Source organism: Stenotrophomonas sp. K-6, assembly GCF_056861555.1.
Genome location: NZ_JBSPUC010000002.1, coordinates 891,962 through 911,473 on the forward strand (window position 1 = coordinate 891,962; position 19,512 = coordinate 911,473).

General features: G+C 67.4%; 25 protein-coding genes. 19 read left to right on the top strand and 6 right to left on the bottom strand.

Translation table 11 applies throughout. From position 1 onward, the window contains the following. Position 1: 1 nt before the first annotated feature. Positions 2 to 685 carry a DUF3108 domain-containing protein gene (locus AC13F7_RS09455; RefSeq protein WP_123728567.1) on the top strand — a complete coding sequence of 228 codons (684 nt, stop codon included), beginning with the start codon at positions 2 to 4 and terminating at the stop codon, positions 683 to 685. A 33-nt stretch (positions 686 to 718) separates the two neighbouring features. Here AC13F7_RS09455 and AC13F7_RS09460 read toward each other — a convergent pair whose 3' ends face one another. The 3 genes from AC13F7_RS09460 to AC13F7_RS09470 form a co-directional block, all read right to left on the bottom strand. Continuing rightward, complete coding sequence (locus AC13F7_RS09460) at positions 719 to 1,027, bottom strand: EF-hand domain-containing protein (RefSeq protein ID WP_261997787.1); 309 nt, start codon at positions 1,025 to 1,027, stop codon at positions 719 to 721. Continuing rightward, positions 1,024 to 2,298 (bottom strand): UDP-N-acetylglucosamine 1-carboxyvinyltransferase, encoded by a 1,275-nt coding sequence (murA, locus tag AC13F7_RS09465; protein WP_346472597.1) that lies wholly within the window; start codon positions 2,296 to 2,298, stop codon positions 1,024 to 1,026. The genes AC13F7_RS09460 and murA overlap by 4 nt, the downstream gene beginning before the upstream one ends. Positions 2,299 to 2,380: 82 nt before the next feature. Next, on the bottom strand, positions 2,381 to 2,611 hold the full coding sequence (locus tag AC13F7_RS09470; protein WP_197593053.1) for a BolA family protein: 231 nt from the start codon (positions 2,609 to 2,611) through the stop codon (positions 2,381 to 2,383). Positions 2,612 to 2,664: 53 nt separating this feature from the next. Here AC13F7_RS09470 and AC13F7_RS09475 point away from each other — a divergent pair, with 53 nt between their 5' ends. From AC13F7_RS09475 to AC13F7_RS09550, 16 genes are all read left to right on the top strand, one after another. Continuing rightward, entirely contained in the window at positions 2,665 to 3,666 is a 1,002-nt protein-coding gene (locus AC13F7_RS09475; protein ID WP_482999962.1) for a KpsF/GutQ family sugar-phosphate isomerase, read from the top strand. Between the two features lie 43 nt (positions 3,667 to 3,709). After that, positions 3,710 to 4,258, top strand: coding sequence for a KdsC family phosphatase (locus AC13F7_RS09480; protein WP_482999963.1), 549 nt, complete (start codon positions 3,710 to 3,712; stop codon positions 4,256 to 4,258). After that, positions 4,255 to 4,815, top strand: coding sequence for an LPS export ABC transporter periplasmic protein LptC (lptC, locus tag AC13F7_RS09485; protein ID WP_481470305.1), 561 nt, complete (start codon positions 4,255 to 4,257; stop codon positions 4,813 to 4,815). The genes AC13F7_RS09480 and lptC overlap by 4 nt, the downstream gene beginning before the upstream one ends. Before the next feature lie 119 nt (positions 4,816 to 4,934). Then, a complete protein-coding gene (gene lptA, locus AC13F7_RS09490) occupies positions 4,935 to 5,483 on the top strand; it encodes a lipopolysaccharide transport periplasmic protein LptA (protein ID WP_123728561.1) in 549 nt (182 codons plus the stop codon). Continuing rightward, the gene (lptB, locus tag AC13F7_RS09495) at positions 5,483 to 6,202 is read left to right on the top strand and encodes an LPS export ABC transporter ATP-binding protein (protein ID WP_346472593.1); all 720 of its coding nucleotides are present in this window, start codon (positions 5,483 to 5,485) and stop codon (positions 6,200 to 6,202) included. Before lptA ends, lptB begins: the two co-directional genes overlap by 1 nt. Before the next feature lie 42 nt (positions 6,203 to 6,244). Continuing rightward, on the top strand, positions 6,245 to 7,684 hold the full coding sequence (locus AC13F7_RS09500; RefSeq protein WP_482999964.1) for an RNA polymerase factor sigma-54: 1,440 nt from the start codon (positions 6,245 to 6,247) through the stop codon (positions 7,682 to 7,684). Positions 7,685 to 7,742: 58 nt separating this feature from the next. Further along, the gene (gene hpf / locus AC13F7_RS09505; RefSeq protein WP_259261257.1) at positions 7,743 to 8,069 is read left to right on the top strand and encodes a ribosome hibernation-promoting factor, HPF/YfiA family; all 327 of its coding nucleotides are present in this window, start codon (positions 7,743 to 7,745) and stop codon (positions 8,067 to 8,069) included. Between the two features lie 21 nt (positions 8,070 to 8,090). Beyond that, positions 8,091 to 8,543, top strand: a complete 453-nt coding sequence (locus tag AC13F7_RS09510) for a PTS sugar transporter subunit IIA (RefSeq protein ID WP_121043141.1) — start codon at positions 8,091 to 8,093, stop codon at positions 8,541 to 8,543. Next, complete coding sequence (gene hprK / locus AC13F7_RS09515) at positions 8,540 to 9,490, top strand: HPr(Ser) kinase/phosphatase (RefSeq protein ID WP_481470302.1); 951 nt, start codon at positions 8,540 to 8,542, stop codon at positions 9,488 to 9,490. Before AC13F7_RS09510 ends, hprK begins: the two co-directional genes overlap by 4 nt. After that, entirely contained in the window at positions 9,487 to 10,383 is an 897-nt protein-coding gene (gene rapZ / locus AC13F7_RS09520) for an RNase adapter RapZ (RefSeq protein ID WP_482999965.1), read from the top strand. The genes hprK and rapZ overlap by 4 nt, the downstream gene beginning before the upstream one ends. A 106-nt stretch (positions 10,384 to 10,489) precedes the next feature. Further along, a complete protein-coding gene (locus AC13F7_RS09525; RefSeq protein ID WP_482999966.1) occupies positions 10,490 to 10,882 on the top strand; it encodes a PTS sugar transporter subunit IIA in 393 nt (130 codons plus the stop codon). Beyond that, entirely contained in the window at positions 10,875 to 11,144 is a 270-nt protein-coding gene (locus tag AC13F7_RS09530) for an HPr family phosphocarrier protein (protein ID WP_482999967.1), read from the top strand. The genes AC13F7_RS09525 and AC13F7_RS09530 overlap by 8 nt, the downstream gene beginning before the upstream one ends. A gap of 59 nt (positions 11,145 to 11,203) precedes the next feature. Beyond that, positions 11,204 to 12,922 (top strand): phosphoenolpyruvate--protein phosphotransferase, encoded by a 1,719-nt coding sequence (ptsP, locus tag AC13F7_RS09535; RefSeq protein WP_482999968.1) that lies wholly within the window; start codon positions 11,204 to 11,206, stop codon positions 12,920 to 12,922. 174 nt (positions 12,923 to 13,096) lie between these two features. Continuing rightward, positions 13,097 to 14,458 carry a magnesium transporter gene (mgtE, locus tag AC13F7_RS09540; RefSeq protein WP_088432828.1) on the top strand — a complete coding sequence of 454 codons (1,362 nt, stop codon included), beginning with the start codon at positions 13,097 to 13,099 and terminating at the stop codon, positions 14,456 to 14,458. Between the two features lie 13 nt (positions 14,459 to 14,471). Continuing rightward, the gene (locus tag AC13F7_RS09545; RefSeq protein WP_346472588.1) at positions 14,472 to 14,738 is read left to right on the top strand and encodes a hypothetical protein; all 267 of its coding nucleotides are present in this window, start codon (positions 14,472 to 14,474) and stop codon (positions 14,736 to 14,738) included. A gap of 67 nt (positions 14,739 to 14,805) precedes the next feature. Then, entirely contained in the window at positions 14,806 to 15,606 is an 801-nt protein-coding gene (locus AC13F7_RS09550) for a carboxylesterase family protein (protein WP_482999969.1), read from the top strand. Between the two features lie 96 nt (positions 15,607 to 15,702). On the opposite strand, the gene AC13F7_RS09555 is transcribed toward AC13F7_RS09550, so the two are convergent. The 3 genes from AC13F7_RS09555 to AC13F7_RS09565 are packed head-to-tail and all read right to left on the bottom strand — an operon-like array spanning position 15,703 to position 17,726. Then, complete coding sequence (locus AC13F7_RS09555) at positions 15,703 to 16,653, bottom strand: aspartate carbamoyltransferase catalytic subunit (RefSeq protein ID WP_019185395.1); 951 nt, start codon at positions 16,651 to 16,653, stop codon at positions 15,703 to 15,705. A gap of 16 nt (positions 16,654 to 16,669) precedes the next feature. Next, positions 16,670 to 17,167, bottom strand: coding sequence for a Holliday junction resolvase RuvX (ruvX, locus tag AC13F7_RS09560; RefSeq protein WP_482999970.1), 498 nt, complete (start codon positions 17,165 to 17,167; stop codon positions 16,670 to 16,672). After that, complete coding sequence (locus AC13F7_RS09565; protein WP_346472585.1) at positions 17,160 to 17,726, bottom strand: YqgE/AlgH family protein; 567 nt, start codon at positions 17,724 to 17,726, stop codon at positions 17,160 to 17,162. The genes ruvX and AC13F7_RS09565 overlap by 8 nt, the downstream gene beginning before the upstream one ends. 109 nt (positions 17,727 to 17,835) lie before the next feature. Here AC13F7_RS09565 and AC13F7_RS09570 point away from each other — a divergent pair, with 109 nt between their 5' ends. Together AC13F7_RS09570 and AC13F7_RS09575 are read left to right on the top strand one after the other, a co-directional pair. After that, positions 17,836 to 18,372 (top strand): DNA-3-methyladenine glycosylase I, encoded by a 537-nt coding sequence (locus AC13F7_RS09570; RefSeq protein WP_482999971.1) that lies wholly within the window; start codon positions 17,836 to 17,838, stop codon positions 18,370 to 18,372. Continuing rightward, on the top strand, positions 18,369 to 19,508 hold the full coding sequence (locus tag AC13F7_RS09575) for a hypothetical protein (protein WP_482999972.1): 1,140 nt from the start codon (positions 18,369 to 18,371) through the stop codon (positions 19,506 to 19,508). Before AC13F7_RS09570 ends, AC13F7_RS09575 begins: the two co-directional genes overlap by 4 nt. The last annotated feature ends 4 nt before the right edge of the window (positions 19,509 to 19,512 follow it).

Below are 19,512 nucleotides of genomic sequence, written 5' to 3' on the forward strand. Positions count from 1 at the left end.
CATGACCACACTGAACCGTCCGCTGACCTGGATCGCCGCCGGCGCCCTGGCCGTGGTGAGCCTGCCCGCCATGGCACTGCAGCCGTTCAAGGCCGATTACCAGGCCAGCTACATGGGCATGCAGGCCAATGGCACCATGACGCTCACCAGCGAAGGCGCCAACAAGTGGCGCTACAGCCTCAACGTCAAGAACCAGCTGGCCGACCTCAGCCAGAACACCGTGTTCGAGGAGGCCAACGGTCGTCTTCGCCCGCTCAGCAGCAATGACCGCTCGGTGCTGCTGGTCAAGAAGCGCAACGTGGATGCCACCTACAACTGGAGCAGCAACCAGGCCACCTGGACCGGCGACGTCAAGCCGGACCGCCGCGGGCCGGTCGCGTTGAAGGCCGGCGACATGGATGCCCTGCTGATCAACCTGGCGATCGCGCGCGATCTGGCCGCCGGCAAGCCGCTGAACTACCGCATGGTGGACGAAGGCCGGATCAAGCCGATGTCCTACAAGGTGGTCGGCAAGGAAAAGATCACCGTGGCCGGCAAGTCCTACGACGCTACCAAGGTGTCGCGGACCGATGGCAACAAGGAACTGATCGCCTGGATCGTGCCGGAGTTCCCGGTGCCGGCGCGCCTGCTGCAGCGTGAGAGCGGCAAGGATGCGCTGGATCTGACGATCAAAGGCATGAACTGACCAGGAAAAACGCCCGCTTGCGCGGGCGTTTTTTTATTCCGGCTTGGCCTCGCCGAACACCGTCTTGCAGTCCACCCGGATCTGCTGGCGCGTGTCGCGCCAGTAGTAGGTGCTGCAATGGCGGTTGCCGTCGACGCTCTTGTCCACGCCAACCGCATAGAACGACTGGAACACTTCGGTACGGCTGACCGTGCCGTCCGCATTCCAGTCCATGTCTTCCTGCTGGATGCCCTGGGTGATCGCGATGCCGGCGTACCAGGCGTAACCCAGCCACGCCAGCACGATCAGTACCAGCACCAGCAGTGCCTTGCGGCGGCGGGTGAACCGGCCGCGCAGGATCATGCCGCGATACGCCGGATGGTGGCGCCCAGCGAGGACAGCTTCTCTTCGATGTTCTCGTAGCCGCGGTCCAGGTGGTAGATGCGGTCGATGGTGGTGTCACCCTCGGCCATCAGACCGGCCAGGATCAGCGAGGCCGACGCACGCAGATCGGTCGCCATCACCGGCGCGCCGCTGAGCTGCTCGGCGCCGCGCACGATCGCGGTGTGGCCTTCCACCTGGATGTCCGCGCCCAGCCGCAGCAGTTCGTTGACGTGCATGAACCGGTTTTCGAAGATCGTCTCGTTGATCACCCCCACACCGTCGGCCACGCAGTTGAGCGCCATGAACTGCGCCTGCATGTCGGTCGGGAAGGCCGGGTACGGCGCGGTGGTCAGGTTGACCGCACGCGGGCGCTTGCCTTCCATGTCCAGGGTAATGCTGTCGTCGGTGGTCTCGATCTTCGCACCGGCTTCGACCAGCTTGGCCAGCACCGCGTCCATGGTGTTCGGACGGGCCCGGTTGACCGTGACCTTGCCGCCGGTCATCGCCGCGGCGACCAGGAAGGTACCGGTTTCGATGCGGTCGGGCAGCACTTCATGACGGCCACCGGAGAGCTTCTCCACGCCTTCGATCACCAGGCGGGCGGTGCCCAGGCCTTCGATCTTCGCGCCGAGCGCGATCAGGCAGTGCGCCAGGTCGGTGACTTCCGGCTCCATCGCCGCGTTGTCCAGCACGGTGGTGCCTTCGGCCAGCACGGCGGCCATCAACACGTTCTCGGTGCCGGTGACGCTGACCATGTCGAAGGTGAAGTGCGCACCCTTCAGGCGCTTGGCCTGGGCCTTGATGAAGCCGTTCTCGACGGTGATCTCCGCCCCCAGGGCCTGCAGGCCCTTGATGTGCTGGTCGACCGGACGCGAGCCGATCGCGCAGCCGCCCGGCAGCGACACTTCGGCCGCACCGAAGCGGGCCAGCAGCGGGCCGAGCACCAGGATCGAGGCGCGCATGGTCTTGACCAGCTCGTACGGGGCCACGTGCTGATTGACCGAGCGCGGGTCGACCACGATCGCGCTGCCGCGCGAGAGGGTGCCCTGGTCGATGGTGACCTTGGCGCCCAGCTCACCGAGCAGCTTCACGGTGGTGACCACGTCGTGCAGGTGCGGCACGTTGGTGATTTCCACCGGCGCATCGGCCAGCAGGGTCGCGCACAGGATGGGGAGGACAGCGTTCTTGGCGCCGGAAATGTTCACTTCACCGTGCAGCGGCTTGCCGCCGGTCACTACGATCTTGGCCATGGAATCTACTTGGAATGAGGTAGAGCCGACCGTGGGTCGGCTGATGTAATCGGTGAGGCAGAGCCAACCATCATTCGGCTGACTAACCCGCTTCGGCCGGGGTGACGGTCTTCAGCGCCAGCGCGTGGATCGCCCCGCCCATCAGATCACCCAGGGTCGCATAGACCATGCGGTGGCGCGCCAGCGGCATTTTGCCGGCGAAGGCCTCGCAGACCACGGTGGCCTCGAAGTGCACGCCGTCGTCACCCTGCACGTCCGCGCGGGCGCCAGGCAGGCCGGTTTCGATCAGATTGCGGATGGTCTCGGCGTCCAACGGGCTTTCCTAATAAAATGAGCGCTCATTCTACTCTTCCACGTGGCGCTCGCATGGCTGTCTCGCCCCAACTCCCCCATCCGGCCGACGCTGCGGCACTGGTCGCCAGCGGCCGCCGCGTGTTCGAGATCGAGCGCGATGCCTTGGGCGCGGTCGCCGAGCGGCTGGGCGATGCGTTCAGCCAGGCCTGCCAGCTGGTCCTGCAGAGCAAGGGCCGCGTGGTCGCCACCGGCATGGGCAAGTCCGGCCATGTGGCCCGCAAGATCGCCGCTACGCTGGCCTCGACCGGCACCCCGGCCTTCTATGTGCACCCCGGTGAAGCCGGGCATGGCGATCTGGGCATGATCACCGAAGCCGACGTGGTGCTGGCGCTGTCCTATTCGGGCGAGTCCGACGAGCTGCTGATGCTGCTGCCGGTGCTCAAGCGCCAGGGCAACCGCCTGATCGCCATGACCGGCCGCCCGCAGTCCAGCCTGGCCAGCGCCGCCGACGTTCATCTGGATGTCAGCGTGCCGGCCGAGGCCTGCCCGCTGGCGCTGGCCCCGACCTCCAGCACCACCGCCTCGCTGGCGATGGGCGATGCGCTGGCCGTGGCCCTGCTCGATGCCCGTGGCTTCACCGCCGACGATTTCGCCCGCTCGCACCCGGCCGGCAGCCTCGGCCGCCGCCTGCTGCTGCACATCACCGATGTCATGCACAGCGGCGATGAGCTGCCGCGCGTGGACGTCGGGGCCAGCCTCAGCGAGGCCCTGGTGGAGATGAGCCGCAAGCGCCTGGGCATGACCGCCGTGGTCGATGCCGACAACCATCTGATCGGCCTGTTCACCGACGGCGACCTGCGCCGCGCGCTGGACACCAACCTGGACGTGCGCAGCGCGCGGATCGCCGATGTGATGACCCGCGGCCCACGCACCATTGGTGCCGATCAGCTGGCAGCCGAGGCGGCGCAGCTGATGGAAGCCCACAAGATCAACGGTTTGATGGTGGTCGATGCTGACGGTCATCTGGTCGGCGCGCTCAACATTCATGACCTGTTGCGGGCCCGGGTGGTTTAAACCACAGTTGTCTTCCTCCATTCAGCTGAGCTGCCCCCAGACGATGCCCTACTCCCCGTTGCCCGGTTTCCCGTCCCACCTGCACGCCGCTGCCGGCCGTATCCGGCTGGCCTGCTTCGACGTGGACGGCACGCTCACCGACGGTCGGCTCTACTACGACAAGGACGGCAACGAGAGCAAGGCGTATTACGTGCAGGACGGACTCGGCCTGAAACTGCTGCAACAGCACGGTATCCACCCGGTGCTGATCACCGCGCGCAACAGCCAATCCGCGCTCAAGCGTGGCGCGGACCTGGGCATCGATACCCAGATCGCGGTCGGCGACAAGCTGGCCAGCGTCAAGGCACTGTGCGAGCAGCACGGCATCGGCCTGGACCAGGTGGCCTTCATGGGTGACGACCTCCCCGATCTCGGTCCGCTGTGCGCGGTCGGCCTGGCCGTCGCCCCGGCCAATGCCCACCCGTGGATCGCCGAACGCGTGCATTGGCAGACCCGCAGCGATGGCGGCAAGGGCGCAGCGCGTGAGCTGTGCGACGTGCTGTTGGCTGCGCAGGGCCATGTGGACGCGGTACTGGCGAGGTTCGGCGCATGAACCTGCGTACCTCTCTCGGCATCGGTCTGCTGGTGGCGGCCGTCTTCACCGGCTGGCTGGCGCTGCACGATCGCGACAAGGGCACGGCCGAGGCGGGCGACGACGCCACCAAGGATTACGTCCTGCATGATTTCCAGATCGTGGCGCTGGACGAACAGGGCAAGGAATCCACCACCCTGCGCGCCCCGCTGCTGGAGCGCACGCGCAGCGATGAAACCATGAACATCACCACGCCCCTGTTCCTGCTGCCCGACCAGGACGGCAACCACTGGGAGCTGCGCAGCGATACGGGCTGGGTCAGCGCCAAAGGCGATCAACTCAAGCTGATCGGCAACGTCAACGGCGACAGCCCGAAGATCGCCAGCGTGCCGCCCACCACGTTCCGTACCGATCACCTGGATGTCTTCCCGAACGAAAGCCGCGCCAAGACCGATGCGCTGGTCACCATGACCCGCCCGGGCATGAGCCAGTCCGGCGTCGGTTTCGAACTGGATTCCAAAACCAAGACCTACCATTTCCTGAGCCAGGCCAAGGGCCGTTATACGCCCCAGCGCTGAGCACCGCCGCCGTGGCGACGTCCTCGCGGACAGGCGCCGGCAGCACAGGAAACCCCGCGATTCACCGGCCGGACTGACGTCTGGTCACGACCCCCACTCTGGCAGGACAGACCCATTCCATGAAGATCCTATTTGCAGCCGCCTGCGCGATCAGTCTTCTCGCCCCCGCGTTCGCGGCCAGCGCGAAGTCCACCGATCGCAATGAACCGATGACCATCGATGCCGGCACCCAGTCGGGCACGCTGGTCGGCGACGGCAAGACCACCCTGTCCCAGGGCGTGGTGGTCACCCAGGGCACGCTCGATCTGCGCAGCGCCGATGCCGAGATCTACATGAAGGACGGCGAAGCGGTCCGCGCCGTGTTCACCGGCAAGCAGGCCAAGCTGAAGCAGCAGCTCGATGACGGCAGCTGGATGGACGCCAGCGCCGACCGCATCGATTACGACATCAAGGCCGAAGTGCTGACCATGACCGGCAACTACCAGGTCAAGAGCGCACGCGGCACCAATGCCGGCCAGAAGATGACCTACAACACCCGCACCGGCGAGATGAACAGCGGTGGCGATGGCACGCGCGTGCGCACCGTCATCCAGCCCAAGAACAAGACCGCTGCCCCGGCCGCGCCGGCCGCCAAGACCACCGTACCGACCCCCGGGAGCAAGAAGTAATGCTCGTCGCCAAAGGCCTGCGCAAGCGCTACAAGCAGCGTGAAGTCGTCAAGGATTTCGGGCTGACCCTGGAGGCCGGTGAAGTGGTCGGCTTGCTCGGTCCGAACGGTGCCGGCAAGACCACCTGCTTCTACATGATCGTCGGCCTGGTCGAGACCGACGCCGGCAGCATCGTGCTGGACGGCAAGGACATCACCGGCGACCCGATGTATACCCGCGCCAAACAGGGCGTGGGTTACCTGCCGCAGGAGCCTTCGGTGTTCCGCAAGCTGACCGTGGCCGACAACCTGCGCCTGGTGCTGGAACTGCGCGAGGACCTGGACAAGGCCGGCCGCGAGAAGGAACTGGCCAGCCTGCTGGACGAGCTGCAGATCAACCATGTGGCCGACCAGCTCGGTGCGAGCCTCTCCGGTGGTGAACGCCGCCGCTGTGAAATCGCCCGCGCGCTGGCCGCCAAACCGCGCCTGATCCTGCTTGATGAGCCGTTCGCCGGTGTCGACCCGATCTCGGTCGGTGAAATCCAGCGCATCGTCACCCACCTCAAGCAGCGCGGGATCGGGGTGCTGATCACCGACCACAATGTCCGCGAAACCTTGGGAATCTGCGACCGCGCGTATATCCTCAACGAGGGCAGCGTGCTGGCACAGGGCGCGCCGGACGAGATCCTGGCCAACGCCGACGTCCGCCGCGTCTACCTTGGAGACACCTTCAAGCTCTGATCCAGCGGCCGCCGCAACGCCTTCCTTCCGTTCGGCACAGGCATGAAAGCACGGCTGCAGACATCGATGGGGCAACACCTGGTCATGACGCCGCAGCTGCGTCAGGCGATCAAGCTGTTGCAGATGTCCAACGCCGAGCTGGAGCTGGAAATCACCGAGGCGGTGGAGACCAACCCGCTGCTGGACTGGGCCGAGAACGCTGAACCGGCGCTCGAGGCCAGCCCCGGCGAGGACAGCCCCCCGCCTGCCGCCACCGATACCCACGCCGATGGCGAGCACCAGGTCTCGGCCAGTGATGACTGGTCGCCCGGCGAGGGCGACTGGACCAGCGGCAGCAGTGGCGGCTCCTTCGACGATGACGACAACGGCAGCGCCGCCGAGCGTGTGGCCGAGACCGAATCGCTGGCCGACCATCTGCTCTGGCAGCTGCACCTGTCGCACCTGTCGGCCCGGGACCGAAGTATCGGCGCGGCGTTGATCGACGCGTTCGAAGAAGACGGCTACCTGCGCGAGCCGCTGGCAACCATCGCCGAGACCCTGCGCCCGGCCATCCAGGCCGACGAGGCCGAAATCCTGACCGTGCTGCACCAGATCCAGCGCTTCGACCCGGTCGGGGTCGGTGCACGCACGCTGGGCGAATGCCTGGACCTGCAGCTGCTGGTGCTGCCCGCCGACACCCCCGGCCTGGCCTTGGCCCGCCGTATCGCCGATGGCCCGCTGGAGCGCCTGCCACGCAGCGGTGTGGCCGGGCTCGCCCACGAGCTGCGCGAGCCGGTGGTCGACGTGGAGGTCGCGGTGCAGCTGCTGCGCTCGCTCGACCCCCGCCCCGGTAGCCAGATCGGCGAACTTTCCCACGACAGCTACGTGGTGCCGGACTGCGTGGTCTGGCGCCAGAACGGGGTCTGGCGTGCCGCCCTGGCCGGCCATGCCGGGCCCAAGGTGGTCATCCACCGCGGCTACGAGCAGATGATCCGCCGCTGCGGGGAGGCCGACGCCGGCTACATGCGCGCCCACCTGCAGGAGGCGCGCTGGCTGCTCAAGGGCCTGGAGGCCCGCGGCGAGACCCTGCTGCGGGTGATGCGCTGCCTGCTCGACCAGCAGGCCGCCTTCCTGGAGTTCGGCGAACAGGCGCTGCGCCCGCTGACGCTGCGTGAAGTGGCCGGCGAACTGAGCCTGCACGAATCGACCATTTCACGCGCCATCGCCCGCAAGTACGTGCGTACCCCGCGCGGCACCCTGCCCCTGCGCGCCTTCTTCGCCTCCGGCATCGATACCGACAGCGGCGGCGAAGCCTCCAGTACCGCCATCCAGGCCATGCTGCGCCGCCTGATCGATGACGAGAACCCGCGCAAGCCGCTTTCTGACGCCAAGCTGGCTGACCTGCTCAAAACCTCGGGAATACCGGTAGCGCGACGCACCGTGGCGAAGTATCGTGAAGCCATGAACATTTCCGCCTCGCACGAAAGGGTAAGAATCGTCTGACGCTCCACCGCGCCCGGCGGGAAGGTTCATTGGCACATCCGAACAAAGGAGAAACCCGATGCACATCGAGACGTTTGGCAAGGACCACCTTGAGATCACCCCGGCTCTGAACGAGTACGTGGAGACCAAGCTGGAACGGCTGGGGAAGCATTTCGACCAGCACTGCGAGGTTCGCGTGCAACTGTCGATCCGCAAGCCGGAGCACCATGCCGATGCGAGTGTGAATGTTCCCGGGCAGACTCTGCACGCGGACGCCAGCGGCCCCACCATGTATGCGGCAATCGACATCCTGGCCGACAAGCTCGACCGCCTGGTCATCAAGCACAAAGAGAAAAAGCAGCAGCACGCACCGCAACCGCTGCCGGTGGGCGACAATGAGGGTTGATGCCCTCGTTTCCACCCCGACATGCCTCTGACTGATCTTCTGGCGGCCGTCCGCACGCAAGTGCTGCCGGCCGCCGATCGCGACAGCGTGCTGAAGGCCGCAGCCCGCCTGCTGGCCTGCCGCGAAGCCAACGCCGAGCTTCTGTACCAGAACCTGTGCCAGCGCGAGACGCTGGGCAGCACCGCGATTGGCCACGGCATCGCCATTCCGCACGGCCGTGCCCCGCTGCTCGAGCGCCCCCGTGGGGCCCTGCTGCGGCTGGAATCGCCGGTGGAATTCGGCGGCGATGAACCGGTCGACCTGGTCTTCGCGATTGCCGTGCCCGCGCACTACACCCATCAACACCTGATGCTGCTGTCCGAGCTGGCCGAGCTGTTCTCCGAGCCGGCCATCCGCCAGGCGCTGCGCGAAGCGCGCGACGGCGACGAACTGCGTCGGGTCATCGAATTTCCCCCGCCGGCGAGTGCCGCATGAATACCAGCATCACCGCGCGCGAACTGTTCGAACAGCAGCGCGACCGCCTGAGCCTGCGCTGGGTCGCCGGCCAGCAGGGCGAGCGCCGTGAGCTGGAGGCCGGCAACAAGGTCTCGCGCCGCCCCTCGCTGGCCGGTTACCTCAATGCGATCTACCCCAACAAGGTGCAGATCCTGGGCACCGAGGAACTGTCCTGGCTGGATTCGCTGGATTCGCGCCAGCGCTGGGAAACCATCGAGCGGATCATGCAGTCCCATCCGCTGGCGCTGGTGATCACCCGCAACCAGTCCTGCCCGGAAGACCTGCGCGCGGCTGCGGACGAATCGCAGACGCCGCTGTGGATCTCGCCCAAACGTGGCCACGAGCTGCTCAACCACCTGTCCTACCACCTGGCGCGCACGCTGGCGCCGCGGGTGATCCTGCATGGCGTGTTCATGGAGATCTACTCCATCGGCGTGCTGATTACCGGTGAAGCTGGCTCGGGCAAGAGCGAGCTGGCGCTGGAGCTGCTCAGCCGTGGCCATCGCCTGGTGGCCGACGATGCCCCTGAATTCACCCAGATCGCCCCGGATGTGCTCGACGGCACCTGCCCGGAGCTGCTGCAGGACCTGCTGGAAGTGCGCGGCCTGGGCGTGCTCAACGTGCGCGAGATGTTCGGTGACACAGCGGTAAAGAAGAACAAGTACCTTCGGCTGATCGTCCACCTGACCAAGCCGATGACCGAGCCCACCCCCTATGGCTATGAACGCCTGACCGGCGACTCGGGTACCCGCCACGTGCTGGACCTGGATGTGCCGCTGATCACCCTGCCCGTCATGCCCGGCCGCAACCTGTCGGTGCTGACCGAGGCCGCCACGCGCCTGCACATCCTGCGGACCAAGGGCATCGACCCGGCCGCGATGTTCATCGCCCGCCACAGCAACATGTTGGAACGCCGCACGCCATGACCATTCCCGCCCCCGCCTCCGCCCCGACCGCCGCCACCCTGATCATCGTCAGTGGCCTGTCCGGTTCCGGCAAGACGGTCGCGCTGAAGACCTTCGAAGACCTCGATTACTACTGCTCGGACAACCTGCCGATCGACCTGCTGCCGGATTTCGTGCGCAGCCTGCTCGGCGATCCGGGCCGCGAGGCTCCGCGCCGCCTGGCCGTCGGCATCGACGTGCGCGCGCAGAGTGACCTGACCCAGCTCTCGCACTGGCGCGAAGACGCCAAGGCCGCCGGCCTGGATGCGCAGCTGCTGTTCTTCGATGCCACCGATGAAACCCTTCTCAAGCGCTACGCCGACACCCGTCGCCGCCATCCGCTGAGCCAGCTCGGGCTGTCGCTGCCCGAAGCGATCGCCCGCGAGCGCGAACTCACCGCCCCGCTGCGCGCCGCCGCCGATGCGGTGATCGACACCAGCCACCTCAACGTGCACCAGCTGCGCCGCAAGGTGGTGACCGAATTCGCGCTGGCCCACGGCAACAAGCTGTCGCTGCTGTTCGAATCGTTCGCCTACAAGCGTGGCGTGCCGGCCGAAGCCGACTTCGTGTTCGATGTGCGCGTGCTGCCCAATCCGCATTGGGACCCGGAACTGCGCCCGCTGTCCGGCCGCGATGCCGGGGTGCGCGAGCACCTGGACGAACAGCCCGATGTGCAGCGCTATGCCGCCCAGCTGGTCGATTTCCTCGATACCTGGCTGCCGCGCCTGGGCAATGACACCCGCAGCTATGTGACCGTCGCCTTCGGCTGCACCGGCGGCAAGCACCGCTCGGTGTACATGGCCGAGCGCATGGCCCGCCATGCCCGCGACCAGGGCTGGCCGGAAGTGGCGACCTTCCACCGCGAACTGGACTGAGAACGGCAGTAACGGCGAGGGCCGGCATCGACACGCTGAACCGCGGAACACAGCGGTCTTTCACGCGTGCTATCGCCAATTCATGTTGACCTGTTAACGTTCGGGAATGACCTGTGGCATTCTCATCGTAACTCATCCCGGTGTCGGCACGGCCCTGCTGGACGTGGCGACCCGTCTGCTGCGGCACCTGCCGCTGAAGACCGAAGCTTTCGAAGTACCGTTCGACGCAGATATGGACGTCCTGCTCCCGCTCGCCTCGGCCGCCTTGCGCCGGGTGGACAGTGGCCAGGGCGTGCTGATCCTGACCGACCTGTACGGCGCCAGCCCCAGCAATCTGGCCGGGCAACTGGCTCGTCTGGGCACCCCGGCACGCCGGGTTTCGGCGCTGAGCCTGCCGATGTTGATGCGGGTGATGAATTATCCGGAACAGGGACTGGATCAACTGCCTGCCACAGCCGCGGCAGGCACTCGCAATGGAGCGATTGTCGACGATGCTTGAACGTGAACTCACTGTTTCCAACCGCCTGGGCCTGCATGCCCGCGCCACTGCCAAGCTGGTGCAGGAGCTGGCGCCGTTCCGCTGCAATGTGACCATGGCCGCCAAAGGCCGTGAGATCAATGCCAAGAGCATCATGGGCGTCATGCTGCTGGCCGCCGGCCAGGGCACCCCGGTCACCGTGCGCATCGACGGCGAAGACGAAGCCGCCGCGATGGAGGCGGTGGTCGCCCTCTTCGAACGGCGTTTCGACGAGGACAACTGAGCATGGGGGGGCAACCGCGACCGGGATCCTCCGCACCGGCCCGGACCACGTCCGGGGCGATGCTGTTGTCCGGCCACGGAGCCTCCCGCGGCAATGCCCTGGGCCGCGCCCGGGTGCGCCTGCCACATGCCCTGGAAGTGGCCGAGCAGCGCATTGCGCCGGCCAAGATCGACGCCGAACTGGAGCGCCTGCACGTGGCCGTGGAAGCGGCGCGCGGCGAAATGCACGACCTGCGCCAGCGCCTGCACGGCGCCTTGAACAAAGAGGTCGGCGAATTCCTCGACCTGCATGCCCTGCTGCTGGATGACCCCGAACTGCTGTTTGGCCTGGACGAACTGATCCGCAGCGGTCCGTACAGCGCCGGCTATGCGCTGCGCGTGCAGCGCGACCGCCTGGCCAAGGTCTTCGATGGCATGGACGATGCCTACCTGAAGAGCCGCATGGACGATCTGGACCATGTGATCGGGCGCATCCATGCGTTCCTGCAGAAGCGCCCGCCAGACGTCAAAGGCATGGCCGGCGAGATCCTGGTCTGCGACAACATCGCCCCGTCCGAGCTCGCCCAGCTGCAGGCCCATGGCGTGGTCGGCATCGTCACCGCCGGGGGCAGCGCGCTGTCGCACAGCGCGATCCTGGCGCGCAGCCTGCACCTGCCGCTGATCGTCAACGTCCCCAACGTGCTGCAGAAGGTCGCCGATGGCGACGTGCTGATCATGGACGGCAGCGACGGCACAGTCACCATCAACCCCCAGGCACCGGATCTGCGCGATTACCGCGTCCGGCTGCGCGAGCACGCGCGCGAACAGCGTGAGCTCGGCCGCCTGCGCACCAAGCCCAGCCGCACCCGCGACAACGTCGACATCGCCCTGCTCGCCAATGCCGAGTCCAGCGAGGACGTCACCCAGGCGCACGCGCTGGGCGCGCACGGGCTGGGCCTGTACCGGACCGAGTTCCTGTTCCTGCAGCGCAACGAACTGCCGGACGAGCAGGAGCAGTTCGAGACCTACCGCGATGCCGCCCTCGGCATGAGCGGGCGGCCGGTCACCATCCGCACCCTGGACCTGGGCGCGGACAAAGCCGACCGCACCGGGCTGACCCTGAGCAACGAAGAAAACCCGGCCCTGGGCCTGCGCGGCGTGCGCCTGTCCCTGGCACGGCCGAAAGTGGCCGATACCCAGCTGCGCGCGATCCTGCGCGCCTCGGCCTACGGCAAGCTGCGCATCCTGATCCCGATGGTCAGCACCCGCGAGGAGATCCTCGCCGTGCGCCGGCGCCTGGCCAAGCAGGCCGCGCTGCTGCGCGCGGAAGGCCACGAGGTGGCCGAGCACATCCCGTTCGGCGCGATGATCGAAGTGCCGGCCGCGGCGATCGCGCTGGAGAGCTTCATTGACCTGGTCGACTTCCTCTCGATCGGCACCAACGATCTGGTCCAGTACCTGCTGGCCGCCGACCGCAACAACGAGGCGGTCGGCGAGCTGTACTCGCCGCTGCACCCGGCGGTGGTGCGCCTGCTGGCGCACATCCTGCGCACCGGCCAGGCGTACAACATTCCGGTGGCGGTCTGCGGCGAGATTGCCGGCGACCCGCTGATGACGCGCCTGCTACTGGCGCTGGGCCTGACGGAATTCAGCCTGCACCCGGGCACCCTGCTGGAAGTGCGCCGCGCGGTGCGGGACAGCGACCTGTCCGTGCTGCAGGCGATGGCGGCCAAACTGCTGCAGGCACGCGACCGCCGCGGCATCGAACGCTGGATAGAAAAGGCCGGCCTCCATCGGTAAGTATCGACCGTTGTTCGATACACGCGTGACCGCGCGGCGTCGCCTGCGCGGCACCACCCACGGTCGCGCGCTACCCGATTGACACACAAGCGCGCGATAATGACGCGGTGACCACCGCCGATGCCGCATCCTCTACCGGATAGCGGCCTTTTTCTTTTCCCGCAGGAGCTGCGCATGGCCGAAGCCGTACGCCACGACAAGACGGCGCGCCAGCTGCGGCTGTTGTCCGATGCACTGGACAGCGGGCGGTTGGGTCCGGTCCGTCGATTGGTCAACACCCTGGCACCGGCGGAAATCGGCAACCTGCTCGAATCGCTCCCCCCGGGCAAACGCGAGATTGTCTGGGGCCTGGTCGATCCGGAAGACGACGGCGAGGTGCTGGTCCACGTTGGCGAGGAAGTGCGCGAAAGCCTGCTGGCCGACATGGACCCGGACGAGATCATCGCCGCGGTCGAAGACCTGGACATCGATGACCTTGCCGATCTGGTTGAAGACCTGCCGGACACGGTCATCGATGAAGTGCTCAAGTCGATGGACCGCGAGAACCGCGAGCGGCTCGAGCAGGTGCTGTCGTATCCCGAGGACAGCGCCGGCCGCCTGATGAACCCGGACGTGGTGACCGTGCGCGCCGACGTCAACGTCGATGTAGTGCTGCGTTACCTGCGCCTGCGCGGCGAACTGCCCGACCACACTGATCACCTGTTCGTGGTCAGCCGCCGCCATCAGTACCTGGGTCGCCTCTCGCTGGCCGCATTGGTGACGCACGAGGACAACACCCCGATCAACCGCCTGATTGACGACGAGCAGCCGGCGATCGATGTCGGCGAGAGCGCCGATGAAGTCGCGCGCCAGTTCTCCGATCATGACTGGGTCTCCGCCCCGGTGGTGGACGACAACAACATCCTGCTCGGCCGCATCACCATCGATGACGTGGTCGACATCATCCGGTCGCAGGCCGAGCACCAGGCGCTGGGCGCCGCCGGTCTGGACGAAGAAGAAGATCTGTTCTCGCCGATCAAGCGTGCCGTGCGTGGCCGTGTGGTCTGGCTGGGCATCAACCTGTGCACCGCGTTCCTGGCGGCCAGCGTGATCGGCCAGTTCGAGCTGACCCTGCAGAAAGTGGTCGCCCTGGCCGTGCTGATGCCCATCGTGGCTGGCGTCGGCGGCAATGCGGCCGTGCAGGTCCTGACCCTGATGGTGCGCGGCATCGCGCTGGGCCAGGTCGGCCAGAGCAACGCGCGCATCCTGCTGTGGAAGGAATCGCGGGTCGCGCTGATCAACGGCACGCTGATTGGCACCGTGGTCGGCATCATCGCCTACCTCTGGTTCCACAGTTTCCTGCTCTCGCTGGTGATCACCATGGCGCTGATCATCAACTTCTGCGCCGCTGCCCTGGCCGGCGTCCTGCTGCCGCTGCTGCTCAAGCGCATGAACGTCGATCCGGCCGTGGCCGGTACCGTGGTGGTCACCGCCGTGACCGATGTCATGGGCTTCTTCAGCTTCCTCGGCTTGGCTTCCCTGATCCTGCTGCACTGACCCTGGACCCCGCATGGCCGTGACCCTCGACAACTACTTCGTCCCCGGCTGGCGCGACGCGACCTACACCTGCGCCGCCTGTGAATGGCAGGGCAGCGCGCGGCAGATGCCGATGGAACTGCACGAAGACGAAGCCCAGTTCGACTGCCCCCAGTGCGAGAACCCGATCCTGCTGGTGGTCCACCCCAGCTTGGCGCAGGTGCAGGCGGCCGCTGCCGAGGGCCATCCCGAGGCGATCGAACAGCTGGACATCCTCGCCGCGGCCCCACGACCGCACTGATGCACTGCAAGATGCTCCGGCGCGCCACCGGGCCTAGACTGAAAACGATTTCAATCAAGGCACGACAATGGCACGACGCTGGGGTGGATGGCTGCTGTGGGCGGTGGCGATGATGACGGTGGCCGGCTGCGCAAGCACCCCGGCGGCCTCCGGTGGCCAGTTCGTCGGCCGTGCGGTCAAGGTGGATGGCCACACCGCGTATTACCAGGTGTTCGTACCGCGCAATGCCGCCGCCTCCCGCGGCCAATTGCCGGCCGTTCTGTTCCTGCATGGCTCCGGTGAGCGTGGCCGCGACGGCCGCCGCCAGACCCAGGCTGGGCTGGGGCCCTACCTGCGCCAGCACGCCGCCACCTTCCCCGCGCTGGTGGTGTTGCCGCAGACCCCGGATGACCAGGAATGGTCGGGCGAGAACAACCGCATCGCGCTGGCCGCACTGGATGCGGCGATTGCCGAATTCGGTGCCGACCCGCAGCGGCAGTACCTGACCGGGATGTCGATGGGCGGCTATGGCAGTTGGAACATCGCGCTGGCCGAACCGACCCGCTTTGCCGCCATCGTGCCGGTCTGCGGCGCGGTGCTGTCCCCGCACCAGAGCCGCCCGGACCTGCAGGTGGCGGCCGTGGCCGGCCAGAGCGACCCGTACGCCGCCATTGCCCAGCGACTGCGCAACGTCCCGATCTGGATGTTCCATGGCGCCCAGGATGACGTGGTGCCGCCGGGGGACGACCGGAAACTGCACGCCGCCTTCCAGCAGGCCGGCGCGAGGGACGTGCGTTACACCGAGTACCCCGAGGGCAACCACAACGCCTGGGACGCCACGTATGCGGACGACGCGATGTGGGCGTGGATGTTCGCGCAGAAGCGATGATCGGCTGATGGGACAGCGGTAGGTACCCACCGTTGGTGGGTACGAGCAAGTGCACGCATCGACCAACGGTCGATGCCTACCGTGTTGAACGGGCGCTTACCCCAACAACGTTTCCAGCACCGCCATGCGCACGGCAACGCCGTTGGCGACCTGGCGCAGCACCCACGACTGCGGGCCGTCGGCCACCTCGTCGGTGACTTCCACGCCGCGGTTGATCGGGCCCGGGTGCAGCACGGCGGCATCGGTGCCGGCACGCTTCAGGCGGGTGGCATCCAGGCCGTACTGTGCGTGGTACTGCTCCAGCGAGGGCACCAGTCCTTCTTCCATGCGCTCGCGCTGCAGACGCAGCATCATCAGCGCATCGGCGCCTTCCAGCATGGCGTCGAAATCATCGCCGACGATGCAGCCCTTGAGGGTGTCATCGTCCGGCAGCAGCGACTGCGGGCCGCACACGCGGATCTCGCCGACGCCCAGCGTGCGCAGGGCATGCAGGTCGGTGCGGGCCACGCGCGAGTGCTTCACGTCGCCGACGATGATGACCTTCATCTTCGAGAAATCGCTGCCCTTGGCCTGGCGCAGGGTCAGCATGTCCAGCAGGCCCTGGGTCGGGTGCGAGCTGCGGCCGTCACCGGCGTTGACCAGGGCCGTGCCCTCGCCCGCCGCCGCGGCCAGCGCCGCCACCGCGCCATCATCGGGATGACGCACCACGAAGCCGCGCACCCCCATCGCTTCCAGGTTCTTCAGCGTGTCGCAGGCGGTCTCGCCCTTGCGGGTGGAGGACGTGGACGCATCGAAGTTCAGCACGTCCGCGCCCAGCCGCTGCGCGGCCAGCTGGAACGAGCTGCGCGTGCGCGTGGACGGTTCGAAGAACAGCGTGCAGACCGCCGAGCCGCCGAGTACGTGACGCTTGTTGCCGACCCGGCCAACGGCCGCATCGCGGATCTGGCCGGCGCGGTCGAGCAGCTGCAGCAGGGTTTCGCGGGGCAGACCTTCCAGGGTCAGCAGGTGGCGCAGGCGTCCATCGGAATCGAGTTGCGAGGCGGTCATGGGCAGGGTCTGAGGGTCAGGAAACGGGGGTGGCGTCATCCGGGGAGGAGAGCCAGCGTTCGATGATCACCGCCGCTGCCACCGCATCGAGTGCAGCGGCATCGCGGCGGCGTTTGCGGCCTTCGGCACGCTCGACCGCGAACCGGCGTGCGGCCTCGACCGAGCTGGAGCGCTCGTCGACCAGCACCACCGGCAGTTTGAAGCGTTCCCGCAGCTGGCGGGCAAAGCCCTGCGCACGCTTGCGGTTGGGCTGGTCCTGGCCGTCCAGGGTCAGCGGGTCGCCGACCACCAGCCCGTCCGGGCGCCACTCTTTGATCAGGCGCTCGACCGCGGTCCAGTCCGGGCCGTTGCCGTGGACATCGACGACCGCGATCGCGCGCGCATGGGTGCCGAACGAGCTGCCGATGGCCACGCCGATGCGGCGCGAGCCGACATCGAAACCGAGCACGGTGCCGTCGCGGCGGATGGAAGGCGGCGTGGCCGCAGCGGGCGCTGGCGCGGCCGGCTCAGACATGGCCGCTGTAATCGGTCAGGCGGAACAGGTCCACGCCGATACGCGCGGCCGCGCCCTGCCAGCGCTCGTCGAACGGGGTGCTGAACAGCAGCTCGGCATCAGCCGGCACGGCCAGCCAGCTGTTCTCGGCCAGTTCGGTTTCCAGTTGGCCTTCGCTCCAGCCGGCACAGCCCAGGGTGACCAGCGCATTGCGCGGGCCTTCGCCACGGGCCATCGCTTCGAGGATGTCGCGCGAGGTGGTGAGGAACACGCCTTCGCCCACGGCCAGGCTGGAATCCCAGTCGCGTGCATCGTCATGGATCACGAAGCCGCGCTCGGGGTGCACCGGGCCACCGTTGAGCACGACCTGGCTGCGCAGGGTGTCGCTGGTGGTCGTGATCTCCATCTGGGCCAGCACCTCGCCGAGGGTGTACTCGGAGGGCTGGTTGACCAGCACACCCATCGCGCCGTTCTCGTCGTGCTGGCAGATCAGCGCCACGGTACGGGCAAAGGTGGGGTCGGTCAGCGACGGCAGCGCGACCAGCAGATGGTGGGCAAGCGAAGTGGACAGTTCAGACATGGCCCCATTCTAGCCGCTGGCCGTGATGTGCGCTTTCGCGCTGACATAATGCAGCCCTGCGTGCGCGCCCCGGCCCGTGCGCCTGATCCGCCATCGCAAGGAGCTGCACGTGTCCGGTTACTGCCTCATCGCCCCCGGCCATCCGGTCCACGGCCACTACCATGACCACGAGTACGGCTTCCCGCAGCGCGAGGAGCGCGAACTGTTCGAGCGCCTGATCCTGGAGATCAACCAGGCCGGCCTGAGCTGGGAAACCATCCTGAAGAAGCGTGAGGGCTTCCGCGCCGCCTACGACGGTTTCGACGTGGACACGGTGGCTGCCTATGGCGAGCGCGACATCGAGCGCCTGCTCAACGATGCGAGGATCATCCGCAACCGGCTCAAGGTGCACGCGGCGGTCCACAACGCCCAGGTGATCCAGCAGCTGCGGGCCAGCCACGGCAGTTTCGCCCGCTGGCTGGATGCCCACCATCCGCTGGACAAGGCGGCCTGGGTGAAGCTGTTCAAGAAGACCTTCCGTTTCACCGGCGGGGAGATCACCGGCGAGTTCCTGATGAGCCTGGGCTACCTGCCCGGCGCGCACCGCCCGGACTGCCCGGTGTTCAAGCGTATCGACGCCCTCAAGCCTGCCTGGCGCCGGACGTGACGCACCCCGTCGTGCGGGCTGCGCTGCTCGCTGCCCTGAGCCTGCCCCCGCTGGCGGACGCCAGCGATCTGGAGGGCGTGCTGGAGCGCCTGCGCGCGGAGATCGCCGCAGTGCCGGCCGACGACCCGGCCCCGATCGATACCGTGCTGGCCCGCTACCGCGACGAGACCGGCATCGACCTGCAGATCCCGGTGGCCGGCGACAGTGATGCGCCGTTGCCCGCGCTGGTGCGCCCAGCCAACGTCACCCCGGCGGACTGGGACGCGGTGACCCGCTACCTGCGCCAGACCGATGCCCAGCACACCGTGCCGGTGGAGATGGGCGAGCTGTCGCTTTCCCTGCTCGATCTGGATGGCGACGGCCAGCGTGACCTGGTGCAGAGCGCCTACAGCGGCGGCACCGGCCTGTACACGCAGGTGGACATGCTGCGGCGGGATCCGCAGCACGGCTTCGTGGTGCCGACCTCTTTGGATCCGCAACGTCCCTGGGCGCAGGGCCAGTACGGCCTCAGCGGGCGTGGCAGCGATCAGGGCCTGTACTGGCTGCGCATCGACGGGGTCAGCTACATCGCCTATCGCGATGGCGACTACTACGGCGATACCCTGCTGCTCAACCGGCCGTTGTCCGCCGACCCACGCGAGCGCAGCCCCACGGTGCAGTTGAAGGTGCGCTATGGCCGCGAGCATCGGCTGGCCGATCCAGTGATACATGTCGACGGCGAACCGCTGGACGCGAACGCCACCGCAATCGCGGCCGACCGGCGCCTGCTCAAGCACATCGACCGCCTGCTGGCCACGCTGACCGTCGATGGCGACGGCGTCGCGCACTTCGGCGACGAGCAGGGGCGTTGCCCGGTGCCACCCGGCACCGATCCGGGCGAGGCCGACATCTGGCCGTGGCGCGGCGCCGGCAGCTACACCTTCGATACCGCCGCCGACACCGTGATCCGCTCGGGGAAGCAGTGCTACAGCGCCACGCTCATCGCCCTGCGCAGCAGCTACGCCGGCGACCATGCCCTGTGCTGCCAGCTGTGGCTGTACCGCGGCCCGGGTGAACAAGTGGCCACATTGGACCTGCGCAGCCGCCGCTGGGTCTCCGGCGTGACCGTCGTGCCGGTGCCACCGCTGGGTGAGTAACAGG

Excerpts from the sequence above, each read along its gene's own strand:
- hprK (WP_481470302.1), top strand. The coding sequence starts at position 8,540 with ATGAATACCAGCATCACCGCGCGCGAACTGTTCGAACAGCAGCGCGAC.
- AC13F7_RS09460 (WP_261997787.1), bottom strand. The coding sequence starts at position 1,027 with ATGATCCTGCGCGGCCGGTTCACCCGCCGCCGCAAGGCACTGCTGGTG.
- AC13F7_RS09550 (WP_482999969.1), top strand. The coding sequence starts at position 14,806 with ATGGCACGACGCTGGGGTGGATGGCTGCTGTGGGCGGTGGCGATGATG.
- AC13F7_RS09475 (WP_482999962.1), top strand. The coding sequence starts at position 2,665 with ATGGCTGTCTCGCCCCAACTCCCCCATCCGGCCGACGCTGCGGCACTG.
- ruvX (WP_482999970.1), bottom strand. The coding sequence starts at position 17,167 with ATGTCTGAGCCGGCCGCGCCAGCGCCCGCTGCGGCCACGCCGCCTTCC.
- AC13F7_RS09545 (WP_346472588.1), top strand. The coding sequence starts at position 14,472 with ATGGCCGTGACCCTCGACAACTACTTCGTCCCCGGCTGGCGCGACGCG.
- AC13F7_RS09480 (WP_482999963.1), top strand. The coding sequence starts at position 3,710 with ATGCCCTACTCCCCGTTGCCCGGTTTCCCGTCCCACCTGCACGCCGCT.
- ptsP (WP_482999968.1), top strand. The coding sequence starts at position 11,204 with ATGCTGTTGTCCGGCCACGGAGCCTCCCGCGGCAATGCCCTGGGCCGC.
- lptB (WP_346472593.1), top strand. The coding sequence starts at position 5,483 with ATGCTCGTCGCCAAAGGCCTGCGCAAGCGCTACAAGCAGCGTGAAGTC.
- lptC (WP_481470305.1), top strand. The coding sequence starts at position 4,255 with ATGAACCTGCGTACCTCTCTCGGCATCGGTCTGCTGGTGGCGGCCGTC.
- AC13F7_RS09530 (WP_482999967.1), top strand. The coding sequence starts at position 10,875 with ATGCTTGAACGTGAACTCACTGTTTCCAACCGCCTGGGCCTGCATGCC.
- AC13F7_RS09555 (WP_019185395.1), bottom strand. The coding sequence starts at position 16,653 with ATGACCGCCTCGCAACTCGATTCCGATGGACGCCTGCGCCACCTGCTG.
- lptA (WP_123728561.1), top strand. The coding sequence starts at position 4,935 with ATGAAGATCCTATTTGCAGCCGCCTGCGCGATCAGTCTTCTCGCCCCC.
- mgtE (WP_088432828.1), top strand. The coding sequence starts at position 13,097 with ATGGCCGAAGCCGTACGCCACGACAAGACGGCGCGCCAGCTGCGGCTG.
- AC13F7_RS09510 (WP_121043141.1), top strand. The coding sequence starts at position 8,091 with ATGCCTCTGACTGATCTTCTGGCGGCCGTCCGCACGCAAGTGCTGCCG.
- rapZ (WP_482999965.1), top strand. The coding sequence starts at position 9,487 with ATGACCATTCCCGCCCCCGCCTCCGCCCCGACCGCCGCCACCCTGATC.
- hpf (WP_259261257.1), top strand. The coding sequence starts at position 7,743 with ATGCACATCGAGACGTTTGGCAAGGACCACCTTGAGATCACCCCGGCT.
- AC13F7_RS09565 (WP_346472585.1), bottom strand. The coding sequence starts at position 17,726 with ATGTCTGAACTGTCCACTTCGCTTGCCCACCATCTGCTGGTCGCGCTG.
- murA (WP_346472597.1), bottom strand. The coding sequence starts at position 2,298 with ATGGCCAAGATCGTAGTGACCGGCGGCAAGCCGCTGCACGGTGAAGTG.
- AC13F7_RS09500 (WP_482999964.1), top strand. The coding sequence starts at position 6,245 with ATGAAAGCACGGCTGCAGACATCGATGGGGCAACACCTGGTCATGACG.
- AC13F7_RS09455 (WP_123728567.1), top strand. The coding sequence starts at position 2 with ATGACCACACTGAACCGTCCGCTGACCTGGATCGCCGCCGGCGCCCTG.
- AC13F7_RS09525 (WP_482999966.1), top strand. The coding sequence starts at position 10,490 with ATGACCTGTGGCATTCTCATCGTAACTCATCCCGGTGTCGGCACGGCC.